Here is a 19,040-nt window from a genome sequence, read left to right as displayed (position 1 = left end):
CCGGGGCTAAACGTATCACCGAAGCTGTGGAATGTCTAACGACATTGGTAGGAGAGCGTTCTAAGGGCGTTGAAGCTAGACCGTAAGGACTGGTGGAGCGCTTAGAAGTGAGAATGCCGGTATGAGTAGCGAAAGACAAGTGAGAATCTTGTCCACCGAATGCCTAAGGTTTCCTGAGGAAGGCTCGTCCGCTCAGGGTTAGTCAGGACCTAAGCCGAGGCCGAAAGGCGTAGGCGATGGACAACAGGTTGATATTCCTGTACCACCTCCTCACCGTTTGAGCAATGGGGGGACGCAGGAGGATAGAGAATCGCGCGATTGGAAGTGCGCGTCCAAGCAGTTAGGCTGGTAAGTAGGCAAATCCGCTTACCATAAGGCTGAGCTGTGATGGCGAGGGAAATATAGTACCGAAGTTCTTGATTCCACACTGCCAAGAAAAGCCTCTAGCGAGGTGAGAGGTGCCTGTACCGCAAACCGACACAGGTAGGCGAGGAGAGAATCCTAAGGTGATCGAGAGAACTCTCGTTAAGGAACTCGGCAAAATGACCCCGTAACTTCGGGAGAAGGGGTGCTCTGGTAGGGTGAAAGCCCGAGAGAGCCGCAGTGAAAAGGCCCAAGCGACTGTTTAGCAAAAACACAGGTCTCTGCGAAGCCGCAAGGCGAAGTATAGGGGCTGACACCTGCCCGGTGCTGGAAGGTTAAGAGGAGAGGTTAGCCTTAAAAGCGAAGCTTTGAATTGAAGCCCCAGTAAACGGCGGCCGTAACTATAACGGTCCTAAGGTAGCGAAATTCCTTGTCAGGTAAGTTCTGACCCGCACGAAAGGTGTAACGATTTGGGCACTGTCTCAACGAGAGACTCGGTGAAATTATAGTACCTGTGAAGATGCAGGTTACCCGCGACAGGACGGAAAGACCCCGTGGAGCTTTACTGTAGCCTGATATTGAATTTTGGTACAGCTTGTACAGGATAGGTAGGAGCCTGAGAAGCCGGAGCGCCAGCTTCGGTGGAGGCGTCGGTGGGATACTACCCTGGCTGTATTGAAATTCTAACCCGCAGCCGTAACCCGGCTGGGAGACAGTGTCAGGTGGGCAGTTTGACTGGGGCGGTCGCCTCCTAAAATGTAACGGAGGCGCCCAAAGGTTCCCTCAGAATGGTTGGAAATCATTCGTAGAGTGTAAAGGCACAAGGGAGCTTGACTGCGAGACCTACAAGTCGAGCAGGGACGAAAGTCGGGCTTAGTGATCCGGTGGTTCCGCATGGAAGGGCCATCGCTCAACGGATAAAAGCTACCCCGGGGATAACAGGCTTATCTCCCCCAAGAGTCCACATCGACGGGGAGGTTTGGCACCTCGATGTCGGCTCATCGCATCCTGGGGCTGTAGTCGGTCCCAAGGGTTGGGCTGTTCGCCCATTAAAGCGGTACGCGAGCTGGGTTCAGAACGTCGTGAGACAGTTCGGTCCCTATCCGTCGTGGGCGTAGGAAATTTGAGAGGAGCTGTCCTTAGTACGAGAGGACCGGGATGGACACACCGCTGGTGTACCAGTTGTTCTGCCAAGGGCATCGCTGGGTAGCTATGTGTGGACGGGATAAGTGCTGAAAGCATCTAAGCATGAAGCCCCCCTCAAGATGAGATTTCCCATTCTTTGAAGTAAGACCCCTGAAAGACGATCAGGTTGATAGGTCTGAGGTGGAAGCGTGGCGACACGTGGAGCTGACAGATACTAATAGGTCGAGGACTTAACCATATTTAAATGACATTCTTGCATACGATATTATCTAGTTTTGAGGGAACAATCCCTTATTGGTTTGGTGGTGATGGCGAAGAGGATACACCCGTTCCCATTCCGAACACGGAAGTTAAGCTCTTCAGCGCCGATGGTAGTTGGGGCATTGCCCCTGTGAGAGTAGGACGTCGCCAAGCAATGACTCTAATGAAAAATGATTTCTGGAAAAAAGTTCACATTGAATGTAATTATTAATCATGATACATTAAGGGTCGTTAAATGTTCCAAGAAAATAAATGTGGAGGATTAGCTCAGCTGGGAGAGCACCTGCCTTACAAGCAGGGGGTCGGCGGTTCGAACCCGTCATCCTCCACCAAATATTTTTCACGTTAGTGAAAAATGAAATATCTATTGATAAATAATGTTATTAGTAACATTTCTTATGATGGAGATTTTAATTCTATAGCTGGCACCATTATATGAGAGCCATTAGCTCAGTCGGTAGAGCATCTGACTTTTAATCAGAGGGTCGAAGGTTCGAGTCCTTCATGGCTCACCATTTTGTGCGCGGATGTGGCGGAATTGGCAGACGCACTAGACTTAGGATCTAGCGCCTTACGGCGTGGGGGTTCGACTCCCTTCATCCGCACCAAATGTAATTAAATAATTTATTGCAATACATTGTTGCGGAAGTAGTTCAGTGGTAGAACACCACCTTGCCAAGGTGGGGGTCGCGGGTTCGAATCCCGTCTTCCGCTCCAAGAGTTTATGTATTGCCGGGGTGGCGGAACTGGCAGACGCACAGGACTTAAAATCCTGCGGTAGGTGACTACCGTACCGGTTCGATTCCGGTCCTCGGCACCAAAGCTTTTGCAGAAGTAAATCAAATCTATTAGCGCCCGTAGCTCAATTGGATAGAGCGTTTGACTACGGATCAAAAGGTTAGGGGTTCGACTCCTCTCGGGCGCGCCAAATTTTAACGGGAAGTGGCTCAGCTTGGTAGAGCACCTGGTTTGGGACCAGGGGGTCGCAGGTTCAAATCCTGTCTTCCCGACCATTAAACACCATAATAAGGGGCCTTAGCTCAGCTGGGAGAGCGCCTGCCTTGCACGCAGGAGGTCAGCGGTTCGATCCCGCTAGGCTCCACCAAAGTGTTTTGTAAATGGATAAAAATACAAAACATTTAACAAATTTTTTATGGCGGTGTAGCTCAGCTGGCTAGAGCGTACGGTTCATACCCGTGAGGTCGTGGGTTCGACTCCCTCCGCCGCTATTAACCCAAAACTAAGAATGAACCTTTAGCTCAGTTGTTTAGAGCAGACGGCTCATAACCGTCCGGTAGTAGGTTCGAGTCCTACAAGGTCCATAAAATACGGAGGAATACCCAAGTCCGGCTGAAGGGATCGGTCTTGAAAACCGACAGGCGGGTCAAACCGCGCGGGGGTTCGAATCCCTCTTCCTCCGCCATATGTTTAATTAGAAACATTTAAAAAGTAGTTAATGAATAATTTTCATTGATTCAACATCAGAATACTGATTTTCCTTCTTGAATACATCATCTTGCAAAATTGGTATGGTCGTAATAGTAGACATGAAATGCATGTAGTAAAATTGAATTATTTATATTATCGCGGGGTGGAGCAGTCTGGTAGCTCGTCGGGCTCATAACCCGAAGGTCGTAGGTTCAAATCCTGCCCCCGCAACCAAATGGTCCCGTGGTGTAGCGACGAGCGATACTTCGATAAATAAACATCGAGTTGTCCCGCCGCATTAGCATCAATGAATTTTCTAGTAGAGGAAGGGACAGTTGTATCAGCACTAGCTGGATGCATTAATTTTAAATTGAGTTTCTGAAATGGTCCCGTGGTGTAGCGACGAGCGAAACTTCGATGAATAAACATCGAGTTGTCCCGACGCATGGGCATCAATGAATTTTCTAGTAGAGGAAGGGACAGTTGTATCAGCACTAGCTGGATGCATTAATTTTAAATTGAGTTTTTGAAATGGTCCCGTGGTGTAGCGGTTAACATGCCTGCCTGTCACGCAGGAGATCGCGGGTTCGATTCCCGTCGGGACCGCCATTATTGCAACTGAAATTAATTAAATGGCTCGGTAGCTCAGTCGGTAGAGCAAAGGACTGAAAATCCTTGTGTCGGCGGTTCGATTCCGTCCCGAGCCACCATTTTGCTTTTTTGCTGTTAGTATAGTATGCCGGCTTAGCTCAGTTGGTAGAGCACGTCGGAATTATCTCCTTAGCAATATCATCAGCGTACTAATCTAGATGCTTCTTGAGTTAGCTTCCTGAGATTGGGACGACAAATATTAGAAGTTTTATAGTTAGGGCTATTTTTTCAAAATGCCGGCTTAGCTCAGTTGGTAGAGCAACTGACTTGTAATCAGTAGGTCGTGGGTTCAAATCCTATAGCCGGCACCATCATTTTTATGATGAAAAAGTTATTCTGTAAGTGGAGGGGTAGCGAAGTGGCTAAACGCGGCGGACTGTAAATCCGCTCCCTCAGGGTTCGGCGGTTCGAATCCGTCCCCCTCCACCAAAGTTTTTTCGCGTCTGCGAAAATAACTTTCCTTATTTCGGGTGTTTAGAAAAAAACTATCCTTAGTAAAGTTACATCTCTATTAAATTTTTATAGGGGTATAGTTTAAAGGTAGAACGAAGGTCTCCAAAACCTTTGGTGTGGGTTCAATTCCTACTACCCCTGCCAAAAGTGATTATGGCGATCGTGGCGAAGTGGTTAACGCATCGGATTGTGGTTCCGACATTCGAGGGTTCGATTCCCTTCGGTCGCCCCATATTTTATTTTTAATTTTTTGGGCTATAGCCAAGCGGTAAGGCAACGGACTTTGACTCCGTCATGCGTTGGTTCGAATCCAGCTAGCCCAGCCATTTGCGGGTGTAGTTTAATGGTAAAACCTCAGCCTTCCAAGCTGATGTCGTGAGTTCGATTCTCATCACCCGCTTAATCTTTGTACTAATGAATGGGCCTATAGCTCAGTTGGTTAGAGCGCACGCCTGATAAGCGTGAGGTCGATGGTTCGAGTCCATTTAGGCCCATCAAAGTTTTTTCGCGTTAGCGAAAATAACTTACCTTATTATTTTGTATAAAGAATCTTGTTTGTATTTGTACATCATTCCACTATTCCACCATAGCTCAGCGGTAGAGCATTCGGCTGTTAACCGAAGGGTCGTAGGTTCGAATCCTACTGGTGGAGCCATATTTTGGGGAAGTACTCAAGTGGCTGAAGAGGCGCCCCTGCTAAGGGTGTAGGTCGTTAACGCGGCGCGAGGGTTCAAATCCCTCCTTCTCCGCCAGTCTCATATTCATATCGGCCCATTGGTCAAGCGGTTAAGACACCGCCCTTTCACGGCGGTAACACGGGTTCGAATCCCGTATGGGTCATCAAATCTAACACTGCAGCAATTCGCAGTGTTTTTTATATGTATCCAGTAAAAGGTATGATCTAAAAATAGGAGTCATCTACATACTATAATTGTTTATTAATTTCTCAAATAAAATAGAAAAAGGAGGCTATGCCCCTTCTTCCATAAATCGAAGCATTATTGATTTTTCTTTCGTTTTTTATTGTTTTGTCGTTGTTCAGCTGTTAATGGTTCATTCTGGAATTCTTCATTATATCCTGCACCTACTCCTTGAGCACTTGCTGCATTCATTCCTGGAATGACGTGATTTGCTTTACGCTTTGCCATCTACCTCACCTCCGTAGTTATATAATGAGTCATCTAGGAGAAAAATATGTTAGTAAAGAAAATTCAACAAGGAGAAATCACTTTTGGTTTTTTTTCAATAAGAAATCCTTATAACAAACCATAACTTTCTTTTTATTTACTTATGTATATACTTGTATTAAGATAAAAAGGTAGGTAGTAGAAGGATTGCTAAAATTGTTCAGTGAGCTTTCTGTTAATATGAATGAAAAGGGGGAGTACTCGTGGCTACAAACGATGTATTCAAATCACGTTCATCCTTTGAGGTGAATGGAAAGAAGTACAATTATTATAATTTAAAAGCCCTTGAAGAAGCAGGGATTGGAAATGTGTCCCGCTTACCTTACTCAATCAAAGTTTTATTAGAATCAGTTTTACGTCAGTATGACGGCCGTGTGATTACAAAAGAACACGTTGAAAACTTAGCAAAATGGGGAACGGATGAACTGAAGGAAGTAGACGTACCGTTTAAACCTTCACGTGTCATTCTTCAGGACTTTACAGGGGTTCCTGCTGTAGTTGACTTAGCATCATTAAGAAAAGCAATGGCTGATTTAGGTGGAGACCCTCAAAAAATTAACCCAGAAAAGCCAGTGGATCTTGTAATTGACCACTCTGTTCAGGTTGACAGAGCTGGGACAGCAGATGCATTAGCTTTCAATATGGATCTTGAGTTTGAACGTAACGCAGAGCGTTATAATTTCTTAAGCTGGGCAACAAAAGCATTTGATAACTATCGTGCTGTTCCTCCTGCAACAGGAATTGTTCACCAAGTAAACTTAGAATACTTAGCAAACGTTGTTCATGCTGTAGAAGGTGAAAATGGTGAATTTGAAGCGTTCCCAGATTCTTTAGTTGGTACTGATTCACATACTACAATGATTAACGGCATTGGAGTTTTAGGTTGGGGTGTAGGTGGTATTGAAGCGGAAGCTGGAATGCTAGGACAACCTTCTTATTTCCCTGTACCAGAGGTAATTGGAGTTAAGCTTGTAGGAGACCTTCCAAATGGTACTACAGCAACTGACTTAGCTTTAAAGGTTACTCAAGTACTTCGTGCTAAAGGTGTAGTTAATAAATTCGTTGAATTCTTTGGTCCTGGTGTTGCTAAACTACCACTTGCAGACCGTGCTACGATTGCCAATATGGCACCTGAATACGGAGCTACCTGTGGTTTCTTCCCAGTTGACGATGAAGCACTTTCATACTTACGTCTAACTGGTCGTGATGAACAGTTAATTAGTGTAGTAGAACAATATTCTAAAGAGAATGGTTTATTCTTTACTCCTGATGCAGAAGAGCCTGTATTTACAAATGTTGTTGAAATCAATCTTTCTGAAATAGAAGCTAATCTTTCAGGTCCTAAGCGTCCTCAAGATTTAATTCCACTTTCAATGATGAAAGAGTCATTCAACAAGGCTCTAACAGCTCCTGCTGGTAACCAAGGGTTTGGTTTAAAGCCAACTGACCTAACTAAGGAAGTTACGGTTAAGTTCAACAATGGTGATGAAACAACTATGAAAACAGGTGCTGTTGCGATTGCAGCGATTACTAGCTGTACAAACACATCTAACCCATATGTATTGATTGCTTCTGGACTTGTAGCGAAGAAGGCAGTTGAAAAAGGGTTAGAGGTACCGAAGTACGTTAAGACCTCTTTAGCTCCTGGTTCAAAGGTGGTAACAGGGTACCTAGAGAACTCTGGTTTATTACCTTACCTAGAGAAATTAGGATTTAATACAGTAGGGTATGGCTGTACAACATGTATCGGTAACTCAGGTCCTTTAGCAGATGAAATCGAGAAGGCAGTCGCTGAGAATGATTTACTGGTTACATCTGTATTATCTGGTAACCGTAACTTTGAAGGCCGTATTCACCCGCTAGTAAAAGGAAACTATCTTGCATCACCACCATTAGTAGTGGCATATGCACTTGCAGGTACAGTAGATGTTGACCTTCAAAGTGATGTGATTGGTAAAGATAAGGATGGGAACGACGTATTCTTTAAAGACATCTGGCCAACTACTGAAGAAATTAATGCATTGGTTAAGGATACTGTTACGCCTGACTTATTCCGTAAAGAATACGAAACGGTATTTGATGATAACGCTCGTTGGAATGAGATTGAGACAACTGAAGATGCATTATATCAATGGGATGATGATTCAACATATATTCAAAATCCTCCATTCTTTGAAGGATTATCTCCAGAGCCAGGGATCGTTGAACCACTTAAGGGCTTACGTGTAGTAGGTAAGTTTGGTGACTCAGTAACAACTGACCATATTTCACCAGCTGGAGCAATTGGTAAGGATACACCAGCAGGCCGATACCTACAAGAGAAAGGTGTATCACCACGTGACTTTAACTCTTACGGATCACGTCGTGGTAATGACCGTATCATGACTAGAGGTACGTTTGCTAATATTCGTATTAAGAATCAAGTTGCTCCTGGTACTGAAGGTGGATATACCACTTACTGGCCTACAAATGAAGTAATGTCTATCTATGATGCTTGTATGAAATATAAGCAAGATGGAGTAGGACTTGTTGTACTTGCTGGTAATGACTACGGTATGGGTTCATCTCGTGACTGGGCAGCAAAAGGAACAAATCTACTTGGTATTAAAACAGTAATCGCTGAGAGCTTTGAGCGTATTCACCGTAGTAACCTAGTATTCATGGGTGTTCTTCCTCTTCAATTTAAGCAGGGTGAAAATGCAGAGGTACTTGGTTTAACTGGTAAAGAAACAATTGAAGTTCAAATCGATGAGAGCGTGAAACCACGTGATACGGCAAAAGTTACTGCAACTGACGAAGCAGGTAACAAGAAAGAGTTCGAAGTTCTTGTTCGTTTCGATAGTGATGTAGAAGTTGATTACTACCGTCATGGTGGAATTCTACAAATGGTATTACGTGATAAGTTAAAAGAAAATTAATGAATGGAGAGAGCTACGATCATGTAGCTCTCTTTTTTTTTTGAAAGCTGTGTTAAATTATAGTGTCGAGTTTTAGCAGAGTTGATTGAAGTGGAAGGACGCGAGACTCCTGCGGGAGAAGCGTGGTGAAGGAGACCCCACAGGCGGTAACGCCGAGGAGGCTCAAAGGAACTTCTGCTAAGGTCGCTCACGTCCTGTGAGCAACGCAGAAGCCAGCACATCCTGTGCAAGTGCGGAAAGCGAGTGTCCTGGAACGGAAATCAACAACAAACTTTAACAGAGCTTTTTGGAAAGATTCGGGGTATATGAGTAGATAGGAAATTGAGACAATCCATGATAAAATGTTAAATGTAAAGTTAATATACTGTTTATTCATTCACATAAATTTTGTACATCGAATAAGCTGTTAAGAACTTACATACTATCCACCATAGTAATTGTAATCTGGCTTGGAAGGGTGAAAAGATGAAAAGGTTTTTAGCAATTGGAATACTAATTGGTCTAATTGGATATACGGTTTATACACAAGTATGGGTTAAGCAAAATCAAGAAGCGGTCAATACATCAGCCAATACACAGACGAATCCCTTTAACCCGAATGAACAAATTGGGGCAGTCATTGAAAAAGGTGATCTAATAAATAAGGTAGCACCTGACTTTACTTTAGAAACACTGTCTGGTGAACAAGTAACGCTCTCAGAATTAAAAGGAAAAAAAGTGTTTATTAACTTCTGGGCAAGTTGGTGTCCACCTTGTCGGGATGAGATGCCTGAAATCCAAGAATTTTTTGAGAGTCATCCAGACATAGTTGTGCTAGCCGTGGATTTAAGAAATACTGAGAAAAGTGATGAAGCGGTAGAAGAATATATTGTTGAAAATGGGTATACATTTCCTGTCTTACTAGATCGTAAAGGTCAAGTTGGTGAAACTTATAAAGTATTGACTTTGCCTACATCCTTTTTTATTAATTCAAAGGGTGAAGTTCAGTTTAAGTTTATTGGTCCGTTAACACTACAAAAAATGGAAGAACTAGTGAATTCACTCGATTAAAAACAACAGTGGTAGAGCTGTTGTTTTTCTATTTAATAAATTTTCGCAAAACTGGCATAATTCATTCAATTATTGGGAATAAAAAGAATAATAACTGCCAGGAAAGAAGGTGTCTTATAGATGAGAAAAAGTAAAAAGCGGTCTTTTCAGGAACTAGTCCTTGAAAATAAAAGACAATTGCTTAACGACAAAGATGCATTAGAAAGAATAGAAGATCGAATTGAACAGAAGAGGTTAGGAAAAGCTGAATAACAAGGAAGAAGCGGGTAAACCTACCAGCTTCTTTTTTTGTATAGTGGAAACCAATATAGTAAATAGTACCGTTAAAGGGGGGAATGTAATGAGTAATCCAAAAAAGGATAGTAAGCATTTTGTGCCAAGTCATTTAGGTACTCAACCTAGAGCATATGGTGGAAACAAAGGGAAAAAGTATCAAGATCAGTCTGGAGAGCAACCACAGGTCATCCAAACAAAAGGTGAATAACCATAAGGGACTTTTATGTCCCTGTTTTACATAAAAAATAAATGAGCTAGCTTACATAAACAGAAAGTGAAATAGAAACACTATTTTTTGTACCAATAAATTATAAAATGATAGGAGGAACTTTTAAATGGCTAATCAACGTCCAAATCCTGATGACCGTAGTGATAATGTAGAAAAATTACAGGAAATGATTCATAATACGATCGAAAATATGGAAGCAGCAGAAGCAACAATGGAGCTCTCTAATGAAAAGGATCGTGCTGATATTGAAGCAAAGAATGATCGTCGTCGTGAAAGCTTAGATGCATTCCGGAACGAAGTGAAAGACGAGGCAAGACAAAACAACCAAAGATAATCCACGCTACATAGATGACCAAGCATAGGAGCTTGGTCATTTTCTTTATTCCCATTCATTGCTATGATAGAGGAGGTGATAAAATATGAAAAATAGACAGATAAATCTTAATCAGATAAAAATGAATCAATGGCAAGAAGAAATAAAAGAACGAGGATTTATTAAAGAAGAAGGACCCATTGTAGAATTACTTCAATATTTAAAGAAACATCCAGATCCAAAGGTGGAGGCCTCTTTATTAATTTTATTAGCTCAATCAAGGTCATATCGGCTAAACGAGGTTGATGAATTAGCCATTAACTGGTTACATCGAGCTAAGATGATGGATCCAGATTGTCCCGATTTACTTGAATTTAATAACCGAATTATTTTTTCAAGGCTCAAAACTTTACCGAGTAAGCTTCAGTTTCCTCATATTAGAGAGACAGATAATCGAACCTCCAAAAGAAAACTCGCAGAAGAATATATAAGCCGTTGCAAAGCGTTTCTAGAGGAATATGAAAACACTTTAAATCAGATGGATATCCAAAATGACGAATTGAGTGAATTGGCAAAAGAGTGGTTGAAGGCAGCGGAACGGCTAAACGAAAATGTAATAAAGCTTCTAAAGGCATCTGAAGAATATTATTCCTCAATAAGTGGAGTCTTTCATACATCAGTTCATTTAGATGAAATTAAAGAATCAGTTGAGGAAATAGAAACTTTTAAAAAGATTTTCTTATCGGGTGAAAAGAAGAATCAACCGAAAGAAGGGCCAACAAGCTTACAGGAATTAGAGCAAATGATTGGATTGAACCAAGTCAAGGAACGAGTATTCCGACATTCACACTATCTTCAGTACCAAAATAGACGAAAAAAACTTGGTTTTAACATGAAGGATGAGATTAGTCTCAACATGGTATTTACCGGGAATCCAGGTACGGGTAAGACTACATTAGCAAGAATGCTAGCGAGTATCTATTATGAATTAGGTGTTTTATCAAAAGCAGAAGTGATTGAGGTGGATCGATCCCATCTTATTGGGTCATATATTGGACAGACAGAGGAGAATGTAAAAAATGCAGTCTCACGTGCTTTAGGAGGCGTATTGTTCATTGATGAAGCTTATAGTTTAAAACGAGAAGGCCAATCATCCAATGATTATGGACAAACAGCTATTGACACGCTCGTGTCATTAATGACAAGTGGAGAATTAGCTGGTAAGTTTGCAGTTATTCTAGCGGGTTATCCAGAAGAAATGAGGCTATTTTTATCATCAAATCCTGGTCTTAGAAGTCGTTTTCCCGAAAGTAACCATATTCATTTACCAGATTATACAAACATAGAGCTACTTGAAATTGCAAAAAAGGTGGCACTTGATAATGATTATATGCTAACAGAAGAAGCCGTCATTGAGCTTGAGTCACGAATAGAGAAGGAGAGAGTCGATGAGACTTTTGGTAATGCTCGTACAGTAAAGAATATTGTTATTGATGCCATTTTCCAAAAAGGCGCAACGATTAATCTTGATGATGTAGATAGCTTTGATCTTACTCTATTAGAAAAGAAGGATTTACTTGCAACCAATAAAGACCTAGATGAACAATCACCTGAGGAAATGTTGAGTGAACTGATTGGTCTAGAGGGTATTAAAGATGAAATGAAAAAGATTCAGCACTTCGTCCAATTACAGCAGGTAAGAAAGGAGAAGGGCTTTAAGAACGTTCCCATTCAATTGCATGCTGTATTTACAGGTAATCCAGGAACTGGAAAAACAACAGTTGCTACAATTTATGCAAGAATGTTAAAGGAAATAGGGTTATTGAAAAGAGGCCATCTCGTCGTGACAGGAAGAGCAGACTTAGTAGCAGGTTATGTGGGACAAACGGCTCTTAAAACAAAGAAAAAGATTAGGGAAGCCCTTGGTGGTGTGTTGTTTATTGACGAGGCTTATTCTTTACGTTCTAATGGGACAACCGATTTTGCAAAAGAAGCTGTTGATACTATCGTAGATGAGATGACTAAACACAATGAAAATCTAGTTATTGTTTTAGCGGGGTATTCACAGGAAATGGAGGGTTTACTTAAAAGTAATCCTGGTCTACAATCAAGGTTTAAAAAGTTTTTTCACTTTCCTGACTACACAGCTAAAGAAATGGTGGACATCATTCTAAAACGTGTGGAACAATATGAGTACATGCTTACACAAGAAGCTCTAAACTTGTTAATACAATTTATTGATCAGTATCAGCATACTGCAAACGGTCGATTTGCACATAATTTAGTGGATGAATTATTACAAATCCAAGCTGCACGAATCATGGAGCAAACTGATTTATTGGAAGAGGATTTTTCAAAGATTAACGAGAAGGACGTTGAAGAGGTATTATCTTCATATCGATTACAAGAGGAGGGGAAGTAACTTGATTTCAAGTAGAGAAATTGAAGTAAGATACGCAGAAACAGACCAAATGGGAGTTGTCTACCATGCGAACTATTTAGTATGGATGGAAATAGGGAGAACTGGTTTAATTAAAGATTTGGGTTTTAGTTATGCAGAACTAGAGGCAGAAGGGGTTGTATCTCCTGTAATTGATCTACAGATTGCGTATAAAAAACCCTTACGGTACGGAGAAACAGCTCTAATTAAGACCTGGATTGCAGAGTATGATGGATTCCGCTCAATTTATGAATATGAAGTGGTTACACCAAGTGGAGAGTTAGCAGTAACGGCACGTTCTACCCACGTTTGTGTGAAAAAGGATTCCTTCCGACCCATTGCTTTTCGAAAAGCATACCCCAAGTGGCATGAGGCTTATCTTGCAGCGAAGGTAAAGGTTGAAGAATAGTGGCATTTGGAATCAAACGAGTCGAATTAGATACGTGGAAGAAGCAGGTGGAGATAGGTACATCGGTTGTGTTTATAACTCATTATTGGTTACACCCACGGTATCCTCATATAAACACGGTCACGAAAGCAGGCTGTTCCGACCTTGAGCTACTAACTGAGTGGGGTAGACAATATGGACTGAAGCCTGAATGGATCCACCATCGTGAACGCTATCCTCATTTTGACTTGATTGGAGAGATTCAGGAAGAAATTTTACTTAAAGAAGAAGTGTATGATCAGTTAGAAAGATTTCATATAAAAAAGCCGCAATAAGACTACGGCTTTACATACTTGAATTCAGGCTCTGTATATTTTTCGTTAAAAATGACTTGAAGATTGTGACCATCAAAATACCATAAATCCCTCTCTTCAACAAAGTATGTGATTCCGTTTGCATCCATACTCATTCCGATTTCTTCGGGGTCATCTTTGGATACACCTAACGAAAATCCAGAGAGCACTGTACCATGACCCCCGTATCGTACATAAAATCGGAGGAATTCACCTGTCTTTAAGTCTAATTCACTTTGATACCAATTTGCTGATTGCTCATCTATAGATAGCTTCATGAGGAGCTCCTTTCTCAGTACGATGGATAACCTTATTATAAAGAAATAGATTACCGTGCACAAACTTTTCGGGTTAGGAGTGAGGAAATCTGGAGATTCCTTATACCATTTGTTTCATCAAAAGAAATGACAAGTTACTTTTATTATATCGAATGAAATCTCCAAATCTTCATAAGTGGAACGGGGTTGGAGGCAAGATTGAAAAGGGGGAGGATCCATTAAAATCTATTATACGAGAGGTTCGGGAGGAGACGGGTCTCACTGTATATGACCTTAGTTACCGTGGAATCGTGAGTTGGAACGGCAAAAGTGGAATGCATGTTTATCGTGCAGATTTCTTTTCTGGAGAGGTGCTTGAAAGTGAGGAAGGTCCACTTGAATGGAAAACGATTGAGTGGATTCGTCAATCTACAGAAATAGTATCAAATATTCCCATCTTTCTCGACCATTTGTTAAGTGATCACCCACCAATTGACTTTTCATTCACTTATCTGGATGAAAGGATCGTAAGTTATAACAGGTACCCATTAAAAATCGCTCAAGCTTAGTCTGCTTGAGCGATTTGATTTTCTGGAAGAAGCTTGTTCATATGCTGTGTAATTTCCTCATAGATACCTTCTGCTCCAGATAATCCATACTGTGAGGCTTTTTCTAATGGAACTATTTTATATTGATGGGCTCTTGCGACATAGGTAGAAATAAATGAGGGGTCTTTGAGTTCAATAGTTGTTTTACCATCCGTAACTTCCTTATTGATAGAGATGGAAAAGATTCCTCCAATTTCACGGTAAATCGATTTTTGTCCTGAAAGGAAGTTTCCTAAAGAGTATACGACAAAGCCTTTATTACCATTTTCCGCTTCGATCCATTCCATCGGTTGAAGAACATGCGGATGATGACCCAAAATGAGATCGGCCCCGGCACCAATGACTTCTTTTGCTATATATTGTTGTTCTTCGCTTGGCATCCGTTGATATTCATTCCCAAAATGCAAGCTAACAACTACTACATCGCTTATTTCTTTAGCAAGTTTAATATCAGTTGAAATCTTTGGTAGGTCAATCAGATTGACTAAATATGACTTTCCCTCTGGAACAGGGATTCCATTTGTCCCATAAGTGTAGGCAAGAAACGAAAAGGTAATTCCATTTCGCTTAATCGTTCTTATTTTCTCACTATCTTCTTCTGAGGCATAACCACCTGTATATAACATGCCAATTTTATTATAGTAGCTTGTGCCATTTAATACAGCCTGCTCGCCGCGATCAATCGTGTGATTATTAGCTATTGATACGATATCAATTCCGGAATCCTGCAGTGTATCTGCAAGCTCAAATGGACTATTAAACCTGGGGTAAGTGGATAACCCCAGTTCTTGTCCACCAATCATCGTTTCCTGGTTGGCAAACGTGACGTCTGCACTCTCTAAATAAGGTTTAACATCAGCAAACATCGGAGTAAAATCATAGCCATCTCCAGTTTTTGCAGCATTATATACGAGACTGTGGATGAGTATATCTCCGACAGCTGTTAATGATGCTGTGCTTTTAAAATTCTTGGATGTTAGATTTTTTTCAATGAAGACATGATCCTGAACAGGTTCATATACTACATCTGGTGTAGTGGGCTTCTGAATGAAAACAAAAAATAATATAAAGGTGGTTAGTAGAACAAAGAATGATGAAATAGAAAAGAATAGGATACGTTTGTTCATAAACAATGGGCTCCTTTTTGTCATCTACCTCAACTATAATACAAAATTAGACAAATTGTATCAATTATTTTAAATTTATTGACAATTTTTAGGATTCCCCATTATCAAATTCTTCATTCCAATCCAGTAGTTCATCAAAATTATTAATTTTTTTATGTGGACCTGTTCTGGTGGCATCCTCCATTAGTTCAAATAATTCTAATGCAAACTCTTCATGATCATTTGAATTACTTGATACTTCTACCTCATACACAAAATTTTTCGATTTCTTCTTATTAACCATTCAGCTTCCTCCTTTTGGAAAGGTGTATTGTCAATATTGTATGCCCAAAAATTAAAAAACATCCTCAAGGCTGCAAAAGAAGGATGAAAATGTATGACTAAATAGGAAATTGGTAGACAGCCTTCATCACACAATCAATTAGTAAGATCTATCTTAGTACAAATAACTGAATTAAAATCAAAAGAATTAGCACTATAATCATCGTGATGATTCATAGTTTAAATAATTGGATTACCTACAATAGACAGAAAAAATCCGCTTATTCTACTTTGCTTTTTGTCATGCTAATTACAGTTTTAATTTTCTGTTTATATGCCAATTAAAAAATAGCATGCTAAATCATAGGAGATTTAACATGCTATTTGAGTTGTTTTTTCACGTTTCGCACTCTAAAAAGAGATCCTGTTTGTAATCGGAAAGATTACTTTTTCTTGTTTTTCTTTTTCAGAATCTCCACTTTAGGTTCTGTTTTGTTTATAATACGTTTTATATTTGCCCGGTGTCTGTAAAAAACGAAGGCAACAAGTACACTAACCACGATGATTAAAGGAAGGTCTCTAGTGAATAGGCTATAAATAATGGTATAAAGTCCAGTAAGCATAGAGGATAATGATACATATTTAGTCACGACTAACAATAATAAAAAGATTAATACCATGGTGATGAAAAGGACAGGACTGTAAAATAAGAGAACTCCGCCTGAGGTTGCAACGGCCTTTCCACCTTTGAAGCCTGCAAAAATCGGGTACATATGTCCAACTACAGCAAAGGTACCGACTAGTAATGGATGAATGTCTACTCCAAAGATAAATGGAAGAGCAGTAGCTAATGTACCCTTTAAGATATCTGCAATTGTGACAATAAAACCAGCTTTTTTACCAAGGATCCGAAAAGTATTGGTTCCTCCTAAATTCCCACTCCCATGTTCTCTTATGTCTATACCGTATCCTAGTTTCCCTACAATTAACCCTGAGGGAATGGAACCGATCAAGTAGGCAAGGACAATTACAATCGCTATTACCATTAACGTTCTCCTTTCAATATTATTATTACTATTTATGTACGCGGACACTTACTTCATATATTATGAAATCCTCTTTCATTTTAGCCCAAGTTTAAGTAGGATGGAAGAGGGGAGGCAGAATAATGCAAAGAATTGAAACACATCGTAAAAGAAATGTACCAATGATTGTTATATTAATTGGAATGATAACTTCAATCATACTGATCGCTAGTAGTCTATTTTTCTTATTATATCCTTTTCCCTCAACTGAAAAAATACCTTATTTCACTAGTAAACATCCAATTATCTATAATGGGGAAATAGAATATGAGGCTTTTATAAAAGATCAAGAGATTTATTTTCCTTTACCTTTTTTTCAACAATATATTGATGAAGGAATTTTAATGGACAAGTCTTCAAATTCGTTAATCGTAACAACGAAAGATAAAGTGCTTCAACTACCTTCTGATTCTTTGACCGTATTTATCAATGAAGAGCCAGTAGAATTGGAGATTCCAGCCACAATGGTAAATGATGGGGAAGTTTACGTATCGTTCAAATTGCTAAAAGACTATTATTCTTTTGAGGCTAAATTGCTTGAATCAGGAGCAGTGTTACTACAAAAGGACGGAGACACAATTATACACGGAAAAATATTGTCAGCAAAAAGTGAGCACACCTTAAGGTTACGAACAGAACCTGATATCAGAACTCCCTATACCTCTGAAGTAATAGAGGGTGAAGAAGTAGTGATTCAAGAGGAACAGGAGTCTTTTTACCTCATTCGAAAAGAAAATGGCATGGAAGGCTATATTCCCAAAAAGGTAGTTTCTATTAGTGAAACTGAAACTGTAGTCATTAGTAGAAAACAGGAACCGAGATTTTCTCCTCAGGTTCAATGGCCGATTAATTTAACATGGGAAGCTGTTTATACGAAAAATCCTGACACATCACTATTACCTACATTAACTGGTGTTAATGTGGTTTCTCCTACTTGGTTTAAAATTAAGAATGAACAAGGGGAGGTTGCAAATTTAGGTTCAATGGAGTATGTCGATTGGGCTAAAGCAAACAACCATCAAATTTGGGGACTTTTCTCCAATGATTTCAATCCAGACTTAACTGTTACTGCCTTACAGACTTTTGAAACAAGGCAAACAATGATTCGTCAACTTCTTCATTATAGTGAAATGTATAAGCTAAATGGAATTAATATTGATTTTGAAAATGTCTACCTAAAAGATGGACAGCTTGTGACTCAATTTGTTAAAGAATTAACACCTTATATGCATGAGGCTGGATTAACTGTTTCAATGGACATTACTTTTATTTCAGATAGTGAAACATGGTCAAAATTTTATGAGCGGGAAAAGCTAGCTGAGATCGTTGATTATTTAATTGTAATGGCTTATGATGAACATTGGGCAACCTCACCGATATCTGGTAGTGTCGCCAGTTTCCCATGGGTTGAAGCTAACCTTAAAGCATTATTGGAAGTTGTCCCACATGACCGACTAATTCTTGGTGTACCATTATATGCGAGAATTTGGAAGGAACAGGATACTGAAGGTGGAAATATTGAAGTATCTTCAAAAGCGTATTCTATGGATAAAATAAAGCAGTGGGTGACAGAACATAATCTTGTTCCTATATTTGATCAGGAATCAGGTCAATTTTACACAGAATATAGAGATGAAGAGGAAAAGGCAACGTATAAGGTATGGATTGAAGATTTGGATTCACTTTCTCGTAGGAGTCAGTTGGTCCATCAATATCAACTTGCAGGTGTGGCTACATGGAGCCGTTATTTTGCGAGTGATGATGCTTGGGAAGCAATTGATCAATCACTAAAACATAGAAAATAAGTTCCTGAATTATGGTAAAATATGTTAATGTAAAACTGGAAGCGATAAAGGAGTGAGAAATATGCCAATGGAAGAGGAAACGATTCAATTACTTACAATTGGCTCAACACTATTAATAGGTTTATCTTTTATTCTTACAGCTTATTTTTGGTTTAGGAACAGAAAAAATAATTTAATAGTCAGCGGTGCATATGGGAGTTTAGTAGCACATTTACTACTATTAAGCATCGCTATCAACTCAGCAATTCGAACAATCACCTTCAATGTTATGGCAGAGGATGGACAATCTATTCATCCAATGGCATCAGAAGAGATATCATTACGATTAGGTGCTACTGGTTTATTGTGGGCTGGTAGTATGTTTTGCCTAATGGTAGCTATATTTTTGTTTTCGATTTCTCTGAAAATAAATAAAAACCAATCTACTGAATTTAATTAAAT

General features: G+C 40.0%; 16 protein-coding genes, 24 tRNA genes and 2 rRNA genes (1 of these 42 running past the window's edge). 37 read left to right on the top strand and 5 right to left on the bottom strand.

All coding sequences use genetic code 11. From position 1 onward, the window contains the following. The 26 genes from M1D60_RS13530 to M1D60_RS13405 all read left to right on the top strand — a co-directional run. Positions 1-1,747 (top strand): 23S ribosomal RNA (locus tag M1D60_RS13530) (it extends 1,181 nt beyond the left edge of the window). Positions 1,748-1,807: 60 nt separating this feature from the next. Next, positions 1,808-1,923 (top strand): 5S ribosomal RNA (gene rrf, locus M1D60_RS13525). A gap of 103 nt (positions 1,924-2,026) precedes the next feature. Next, positions 2,027-2,102, top strand: a tRNA-Val gene (locus M1D60_RS13520). Positions 2,103-2,209: 107 nt separating this feature from the next. Next, a tRNA-Lys gene (locus tag M1D60_RS13515) sits at positions 2,210-2,285 on the top strand. An 8-nt stretch (positions 2,286-2,293) separates the two neighbouring features. Continuing rightward, a tRNA-Leu gene (locus M1D60_RS13510) sits at positions 2,294-2,378 on the top strand. Positions 2,379-2,412: 34 nt separating this feature from the next. Next, positions 2,413-2,487: transfer RNA gene (locus M1D60_RS13505), tRNA-Gly, on the top strand. A gap of 14 nt (positions 2,488-2,501) precedes the next feature. Next, positions 2,502-2,590, top strand: a tRNA-Leu gene (locus M1D60_RS13500). Between the two features lie 31 nt (positions 2,591-2,621). Beyond that, positions 2,622-2,698 (top strand) — tRNA-Arg (locus tag M1D60_RS13495). An 8-nt stretch (positions 2,699-2,706) separates the two neighbouring features. Continuing rightward, positions 2,707-2,783 (top strand) — tRNA-Pro (locus M1D60_RS13490). A gap of 16 nt (positions 2,784-2,799) precedes the next feature. Continuing rightward, positions 2,800-2,875: transfer RNA gene (locus M1D60_RS13485), tRNA-Ala, on the top strand. 50 nt (positions 2,876-2,925) lie between these two features. Continuing rightward, positions 2,926-2,999, top strand: a tRNA-Met gene (locus M1D60_RS13480). Positions 3,000-3,018: 19 nt separating this feature from the next. Continuing rightward, positions 3,019-3,092: transfer RNA gene (locus tag M1D60_RS13475), tRNA-Ile, on the top strand. Positions 3,093-3,100: 8 nt separating this feature from the next. After that, positions 3,101-3,193: transfer RNA gene (locus tag M1D60_RS13470), tRNA-Ser, on the top strand. A 162-nt stretch (positions 3,194-3,355) separates the two neighbouring features. Further along, a tRNA-Met gene (locus M1D60_RS13465) sits at positions 3,356-3,432 on the top strand. Positions 3,433-3,731: 299 nt separating this feature from the next. Beyond that, a tRNA-Asp gene (locus tag M1D60_RS13460) sits at positions 3,732-3,807 on the top strand. A 25-nt stretch (positions 3,808-3,832) separates the two neighbouring features. Next, a tRNA-Phe gene (locus tag M1D60_RS13455) sits at positions 3,833-3,908 on the top strand. Between the two features lie 176 nt (positions 3,909-4,084). After that, a tRNA-Thr gene (locus M1D60_RS13450) sits at positions 4,085-4,160 on the top strand. A 33-nt stretch (positions 4,161-4,193) separates the two neighbouring features. Then, positions 4,194-4,278: transfer RNA gene (locus M1D60_RS13445), tRNA-Tyr, on the top strand. Positions 4,279-4,372: 94 nt separating this feature from the next. After that, positions 4,373-4,446 (top strand) — tRNA-Trp (locus M1D60_RS13440). 12 nt (positions 4,447-4,458) lie between these two features. Then, positions 4,459-4,534 (top strand) — tRNA-His (locus M1D60_RS13435). Positions 4,535-4,553: 19 nt separating this feature from the next. Beyond that, a tRNA-Gln gene (locus M1D60_RS13430) sits at positions 4,554-4,628 on the top strand. 3 nt (positions 4,629-4,631) lie between these two features. Next, positions 4,632-4,702, top strand: a tRNA-Gly gene (locus M1D60_RS13425). 20 nt (positions 4,703-4,722) lie between these two features. Further along, a tRNA-Ile gene (locus tag M1D60_RS13420) sits at positions 4,723-4,796 on the top strand. 86 nt (positions 4,797-4,882) lie between these two features. After that, positions 4,883-4,957, top strand: a tRNA-Asn gene (locus M1D60_RS13415). 6 nt (positions 4,958-4,963) lie between these two features. Beyond that, positions 4,964-5,054, top strand: a tRNA-Ser gene (locus tag M1D60_RS13410). A 16-nt stretch (positions 5,055-5,070) separates the two neighbouring features. Then, positions 5,071-5,142: transfer RNA gene (locus M1D60_RS13405), tRNA-Glu, on the top strand. Positions 5,143-5,300: 158 nt separating this feature from the next. Here M1D60_RS13405 and sspO read toward each other — a convergent pair. Beyond that, complete coding sequence (sspO, locus tag M1D60_RS13400; protein WP_456275372.1) at positions 5,301-5,450, bottom strand: small acid-soluble spore protein O; 150 nt, start codon at positions 5,448-5,450, stop codon at positions 5,301-5,303. A gap of 242 nt (positions 5,451-5,692) precedes the next feature. Between sspO and acnA the strand changes: the two genes are divergently transcribed. The 8 genes from acnA to M1D60_RS13360 all read left to right on the top strand — a co-directional run bounded on the left by acnA (position 5,693) and on the right by M1D60_RS13360 (position 13,438). Next, the gene (gene acnA, locus M1D60_RS13395; protein ID WP_456275371.1) at positions 5,693-8,407 is read left to right on the top strand and encodes an aconitate hydratase AcnA; all 2,715 of its coding nucleotides are present in this window, start codon (positions 5,693-5,695) and stop codon (positions 8,405-8,407) included. Between the two features lie 465 nt (positions 8,408-8,872). Further along, entirely contained in the window at positions 8,873-9,457 is a 585-nt protein-coding gene (locus M1D60_RS13390) for a TlpA family protein disulfide reductase (protein ID WP_456275370.1), read from the top strand. Positions 9,458-9,577: 120 nt separating this feature from the next. Next, positions 9,578-9,709, top strand: a complete 132-nt coding sequence (locus M1D60_RS13385) for an FbpB family small basic protein (RefSeq protein ID WP_456275369.1) — start codon at positions 9,578-9,580, stop codon at positions 9,707-9,709. An 88-nt stretch (positions 9,710-9,797) separates the two neighbouring features. Further along, entirely contained in the window at positions 9,798-9,941 is a 144-nt protein-coding gene (locus M1D60_RS13380) for an acid-soluble spore protein N (RefSeq protein WP_456275368.1), read from the top strand. A 127-nt stretch (positions 9,942-10,068) separates the two neighbouring features. Next, positions 10,069-10,296, top strand: a complete 228-nt coding sequence (gene tlp, locus M1D60_RS13375) for a small acid-soluble spore protein Tlp (protein ID WP_456275367.1) — start codon at positions 10,069-10,071, stop codon at positions 10,294-10,296. A gap of 85 nt (positions 10,297-10,381) precedes the next feature. Further along, entirely contained in the window at positions 10,382-12,697 is a 2,316-nt protein-coding gene (locus tag M1D60_RS13370) for an AAA family ATPase (protein WP_456275366.1), read from the top strand. Position 12,698: 1 nt separating this feature from the next. Further along, positions 12,699-13,124 (top strand): acyl-CoA thioesterase, encoded by a 426-nt coding sequence (locus M1D60_RS13365; RefSeq protein ID WP_456275365.1) that lies wholly within the window; start codon positions 12,699-12,701, stop codon positions 13,122-13,124. Next, on the top strand, positions 13,124-13,438 hold the full coding sequence (locus M1D60_RS13360; protein ID WP_456275364.1) for a hypothetical protein: 315 nt from the start codon (positions 13,124-13,126) through the stop codon (positions 13,436-13,438). Before M1D60_RS13365 ends, M1D60_RS13360 begins: the two co-directional genes overlap by 1 nt. Positions 13,439-13,440: 2 nt before the next feature. Here the strand turns inward: M1D60_RS13360 and M1D60_RS13355 are convergent, their stop codons facing one another. After that, entirely contained in the window at positions 13,441-13,734 is a 294-nt protein-coding gene (locus tag M1D60_RS13355) for a HesB/YadR/YfhF family protein (RefSeq protein ID WP_456275363.1), read from the bottom strand. Between the two features lie 89 nt (positions 13,735-13,823). Here M1D60_RS13355 and M1D60_RS13350 point away from each other — a divergent pair, with 89 nt between their 5' ends. Next, positions 13,824-14,282, top strand: coding sequence for an NUDIX hydrolase (locus tag M1D60_RS13350; RefSeq protein WP_456279445.1), 459 nt, complete (start codon positions 13,824-13,826; stop codon positions 14,280-14,282). Here M1D60_RS13350 and M1D60_RS13345 read toward each other — a convergent pair. The 3 genes from M1D60_RS13345 to plsY form a co-directional block, all read right to left on the bottom strand. After that, positions 14,279-15,448 carry a CapA family protein gene (locus M1D60_RS13345; RefSeq protein ID WP_456275362.1) on the bottom strand — a complete coding sequence of 390 codons (1,170 nt, stop codon included), beginning with the start codon at positions 15,446-15,448 and terminating at the stop codon, positions 14,279-14,281. The two genes, M1D60_RS13350 and M1D60_RS13345, sit on opposite strands and share 4 nt — an antisense overlap. Before the next feature lie 88 nt (positions 15,449-15,536). Beyond that, entirely contained in the window at positions 15,537-15,731 is a 195-nt protein-coding gene (locus M1D60_RS13340) for a hypothetical protein (protein WP_456275361.1), read from the bottom strand. A 421-nt stretch (positions 15,732-16,152) separates the two neighbouring features. After that, positions 16,153-16,755 carry a glycerol-3-phosphate 1-O-acyltransferase PlsY gene (plsY, locus tag M1D60_RS13335; RefSeq protein WP_456275360.1) on the bottom strand — a complete coding sequence of 201 codons (603 nt, stop codon included), beginning with the start codon at positions 16,753-16,755 and terminating at the stop codon, positions 16,153-16,155. A 122-nt stretch (positions 16,756-16,877) separates the two neighbouring features. Between plsY and M1D60_RS13330 the strand changes: the two genes are divergently transcribed. Both M1D60_RS13330 and M1D60_RS13325 read left to right on the top strand, forming a co-directional pair. Next, positions 16,878-18,599 carry a glycosyl hydrolase family 18 protein gene (locus tag M1D60_RS13330; RefSeq protein ID WP_456275359.1) on the top strand — a complete coding sequence of 574 codons (1,722 nt, stop codon included), beginning with the start codon at positions 16,878-16,880 and terminating at the stop codon, positions 18,597-18,599. A gap of 61 nt (positions 18,600-18,660) precedes the next feature. Then, the gene (locus M1D60_RS13325; protein WP_456275358.1) at positions 18,661-19,038 is read left to right on the top strand and encodes a hypothetical protein; all 378 of its coding nucleotides are present in this window, start codon (positions 18,661-18,663) and stop codon (positions 19,036-19,038) included. Positions 19,039-19,040: the final 2 nt, after the last annotated feature.

The organism is Bacillus sp. AK128, from assembly GCF_053903075.1.
Note: the sequence above shows the minus strand (reverse complement) of the source record. Positions and strands in the feature narration are given on the sequence as shown.

Excerpts from the sequence above, each read along its gene's own strand:
- plsY (WP_456275360.1), bottom strand. The coding sequence starts at position 16,755 with ATGGTAATAGCGATTGTAATTGTCCTTGCCTACTTGATCGGTTCCATT.
- M1D60_RS13390 (WP_456275370.1), top strand. The coding sequence starts at position 8,873 with ATGAAAAGGTTTTTAGCAATTGGAATACTAATTGGTCTAATTGGATAT.
- sspO (WP_456275372.1), bottom strand. The coding sequence starts at position 5,450 with ATGGCAAAGCGTAAAGCAAATCACGTCATTCCAGGAATGAATGCAGCA.
- M1D60_RS13370 (WP_456275366.1), top strand. The coding sequence starts at position 10,382 with ATGAAAAATAGACAGATAAATCTTAATCAGATAAAAATGAATCAATGG.
- M1D60_RS13345 (WP_456275362.1), bottom strand. The coding sequence starts at position 15,448 with ATGAACAAACGTATCCTATTCTTTTCTATTTCATCATTCTTTGTTCTA.
- M1D60_RS13325 (WP_456275358.1), top strand. The coding sequence starts at position 18,661 with ATGCCAATGGAAGAGGAAACGATTCAATTACTTACAATTGGCTCAACA.
- M1D60_RS13380 (WP_456275368.1), top strand. The coding sequence starts at position 9,798 with ATGAGTAATCCAAAAAAGGATAGTAAGCATTTTGTGCCAAGTCATTTA.
- M1D60_RS13340 (WP_456275361.1), bottom strand. The coding sequence starts at position 15,731 with ATGGTTAATAAGAAGAAATCGAAAAATTTTGTGTATGAGGTAGAAGTA.
- M1D60_RS13355 (WP_456275363.1), bottom strand. The coding sequence starts at position 13,734 with ATGAAGCTATCTATAGATGAGCAATCAGCAAATTGGTATCAAAGTGAA.
- M1D60_RS13385 (WP_456275369.1), top strand. The coding sequence starts at position 9,578 with ATGAGAAAAAGTAAAAAGCGGTCTTTTCAGGAACTAGTCCTTGAAAAT.
- M1D60_RS13330 (WP_456275359.1), top strand. The coding sequence starts at position 16,878 with ATGCAAAGAATTGAAACACATCGTAAAAGAAATGTACCAATGATTGTT.
- tlp (WP_456275367.1), top strand. The coding sequence starts at position 10,069 with ATGGCTAATCAACGTCCAAATCCTGATGACCGTAGTGATAATGTAGAA.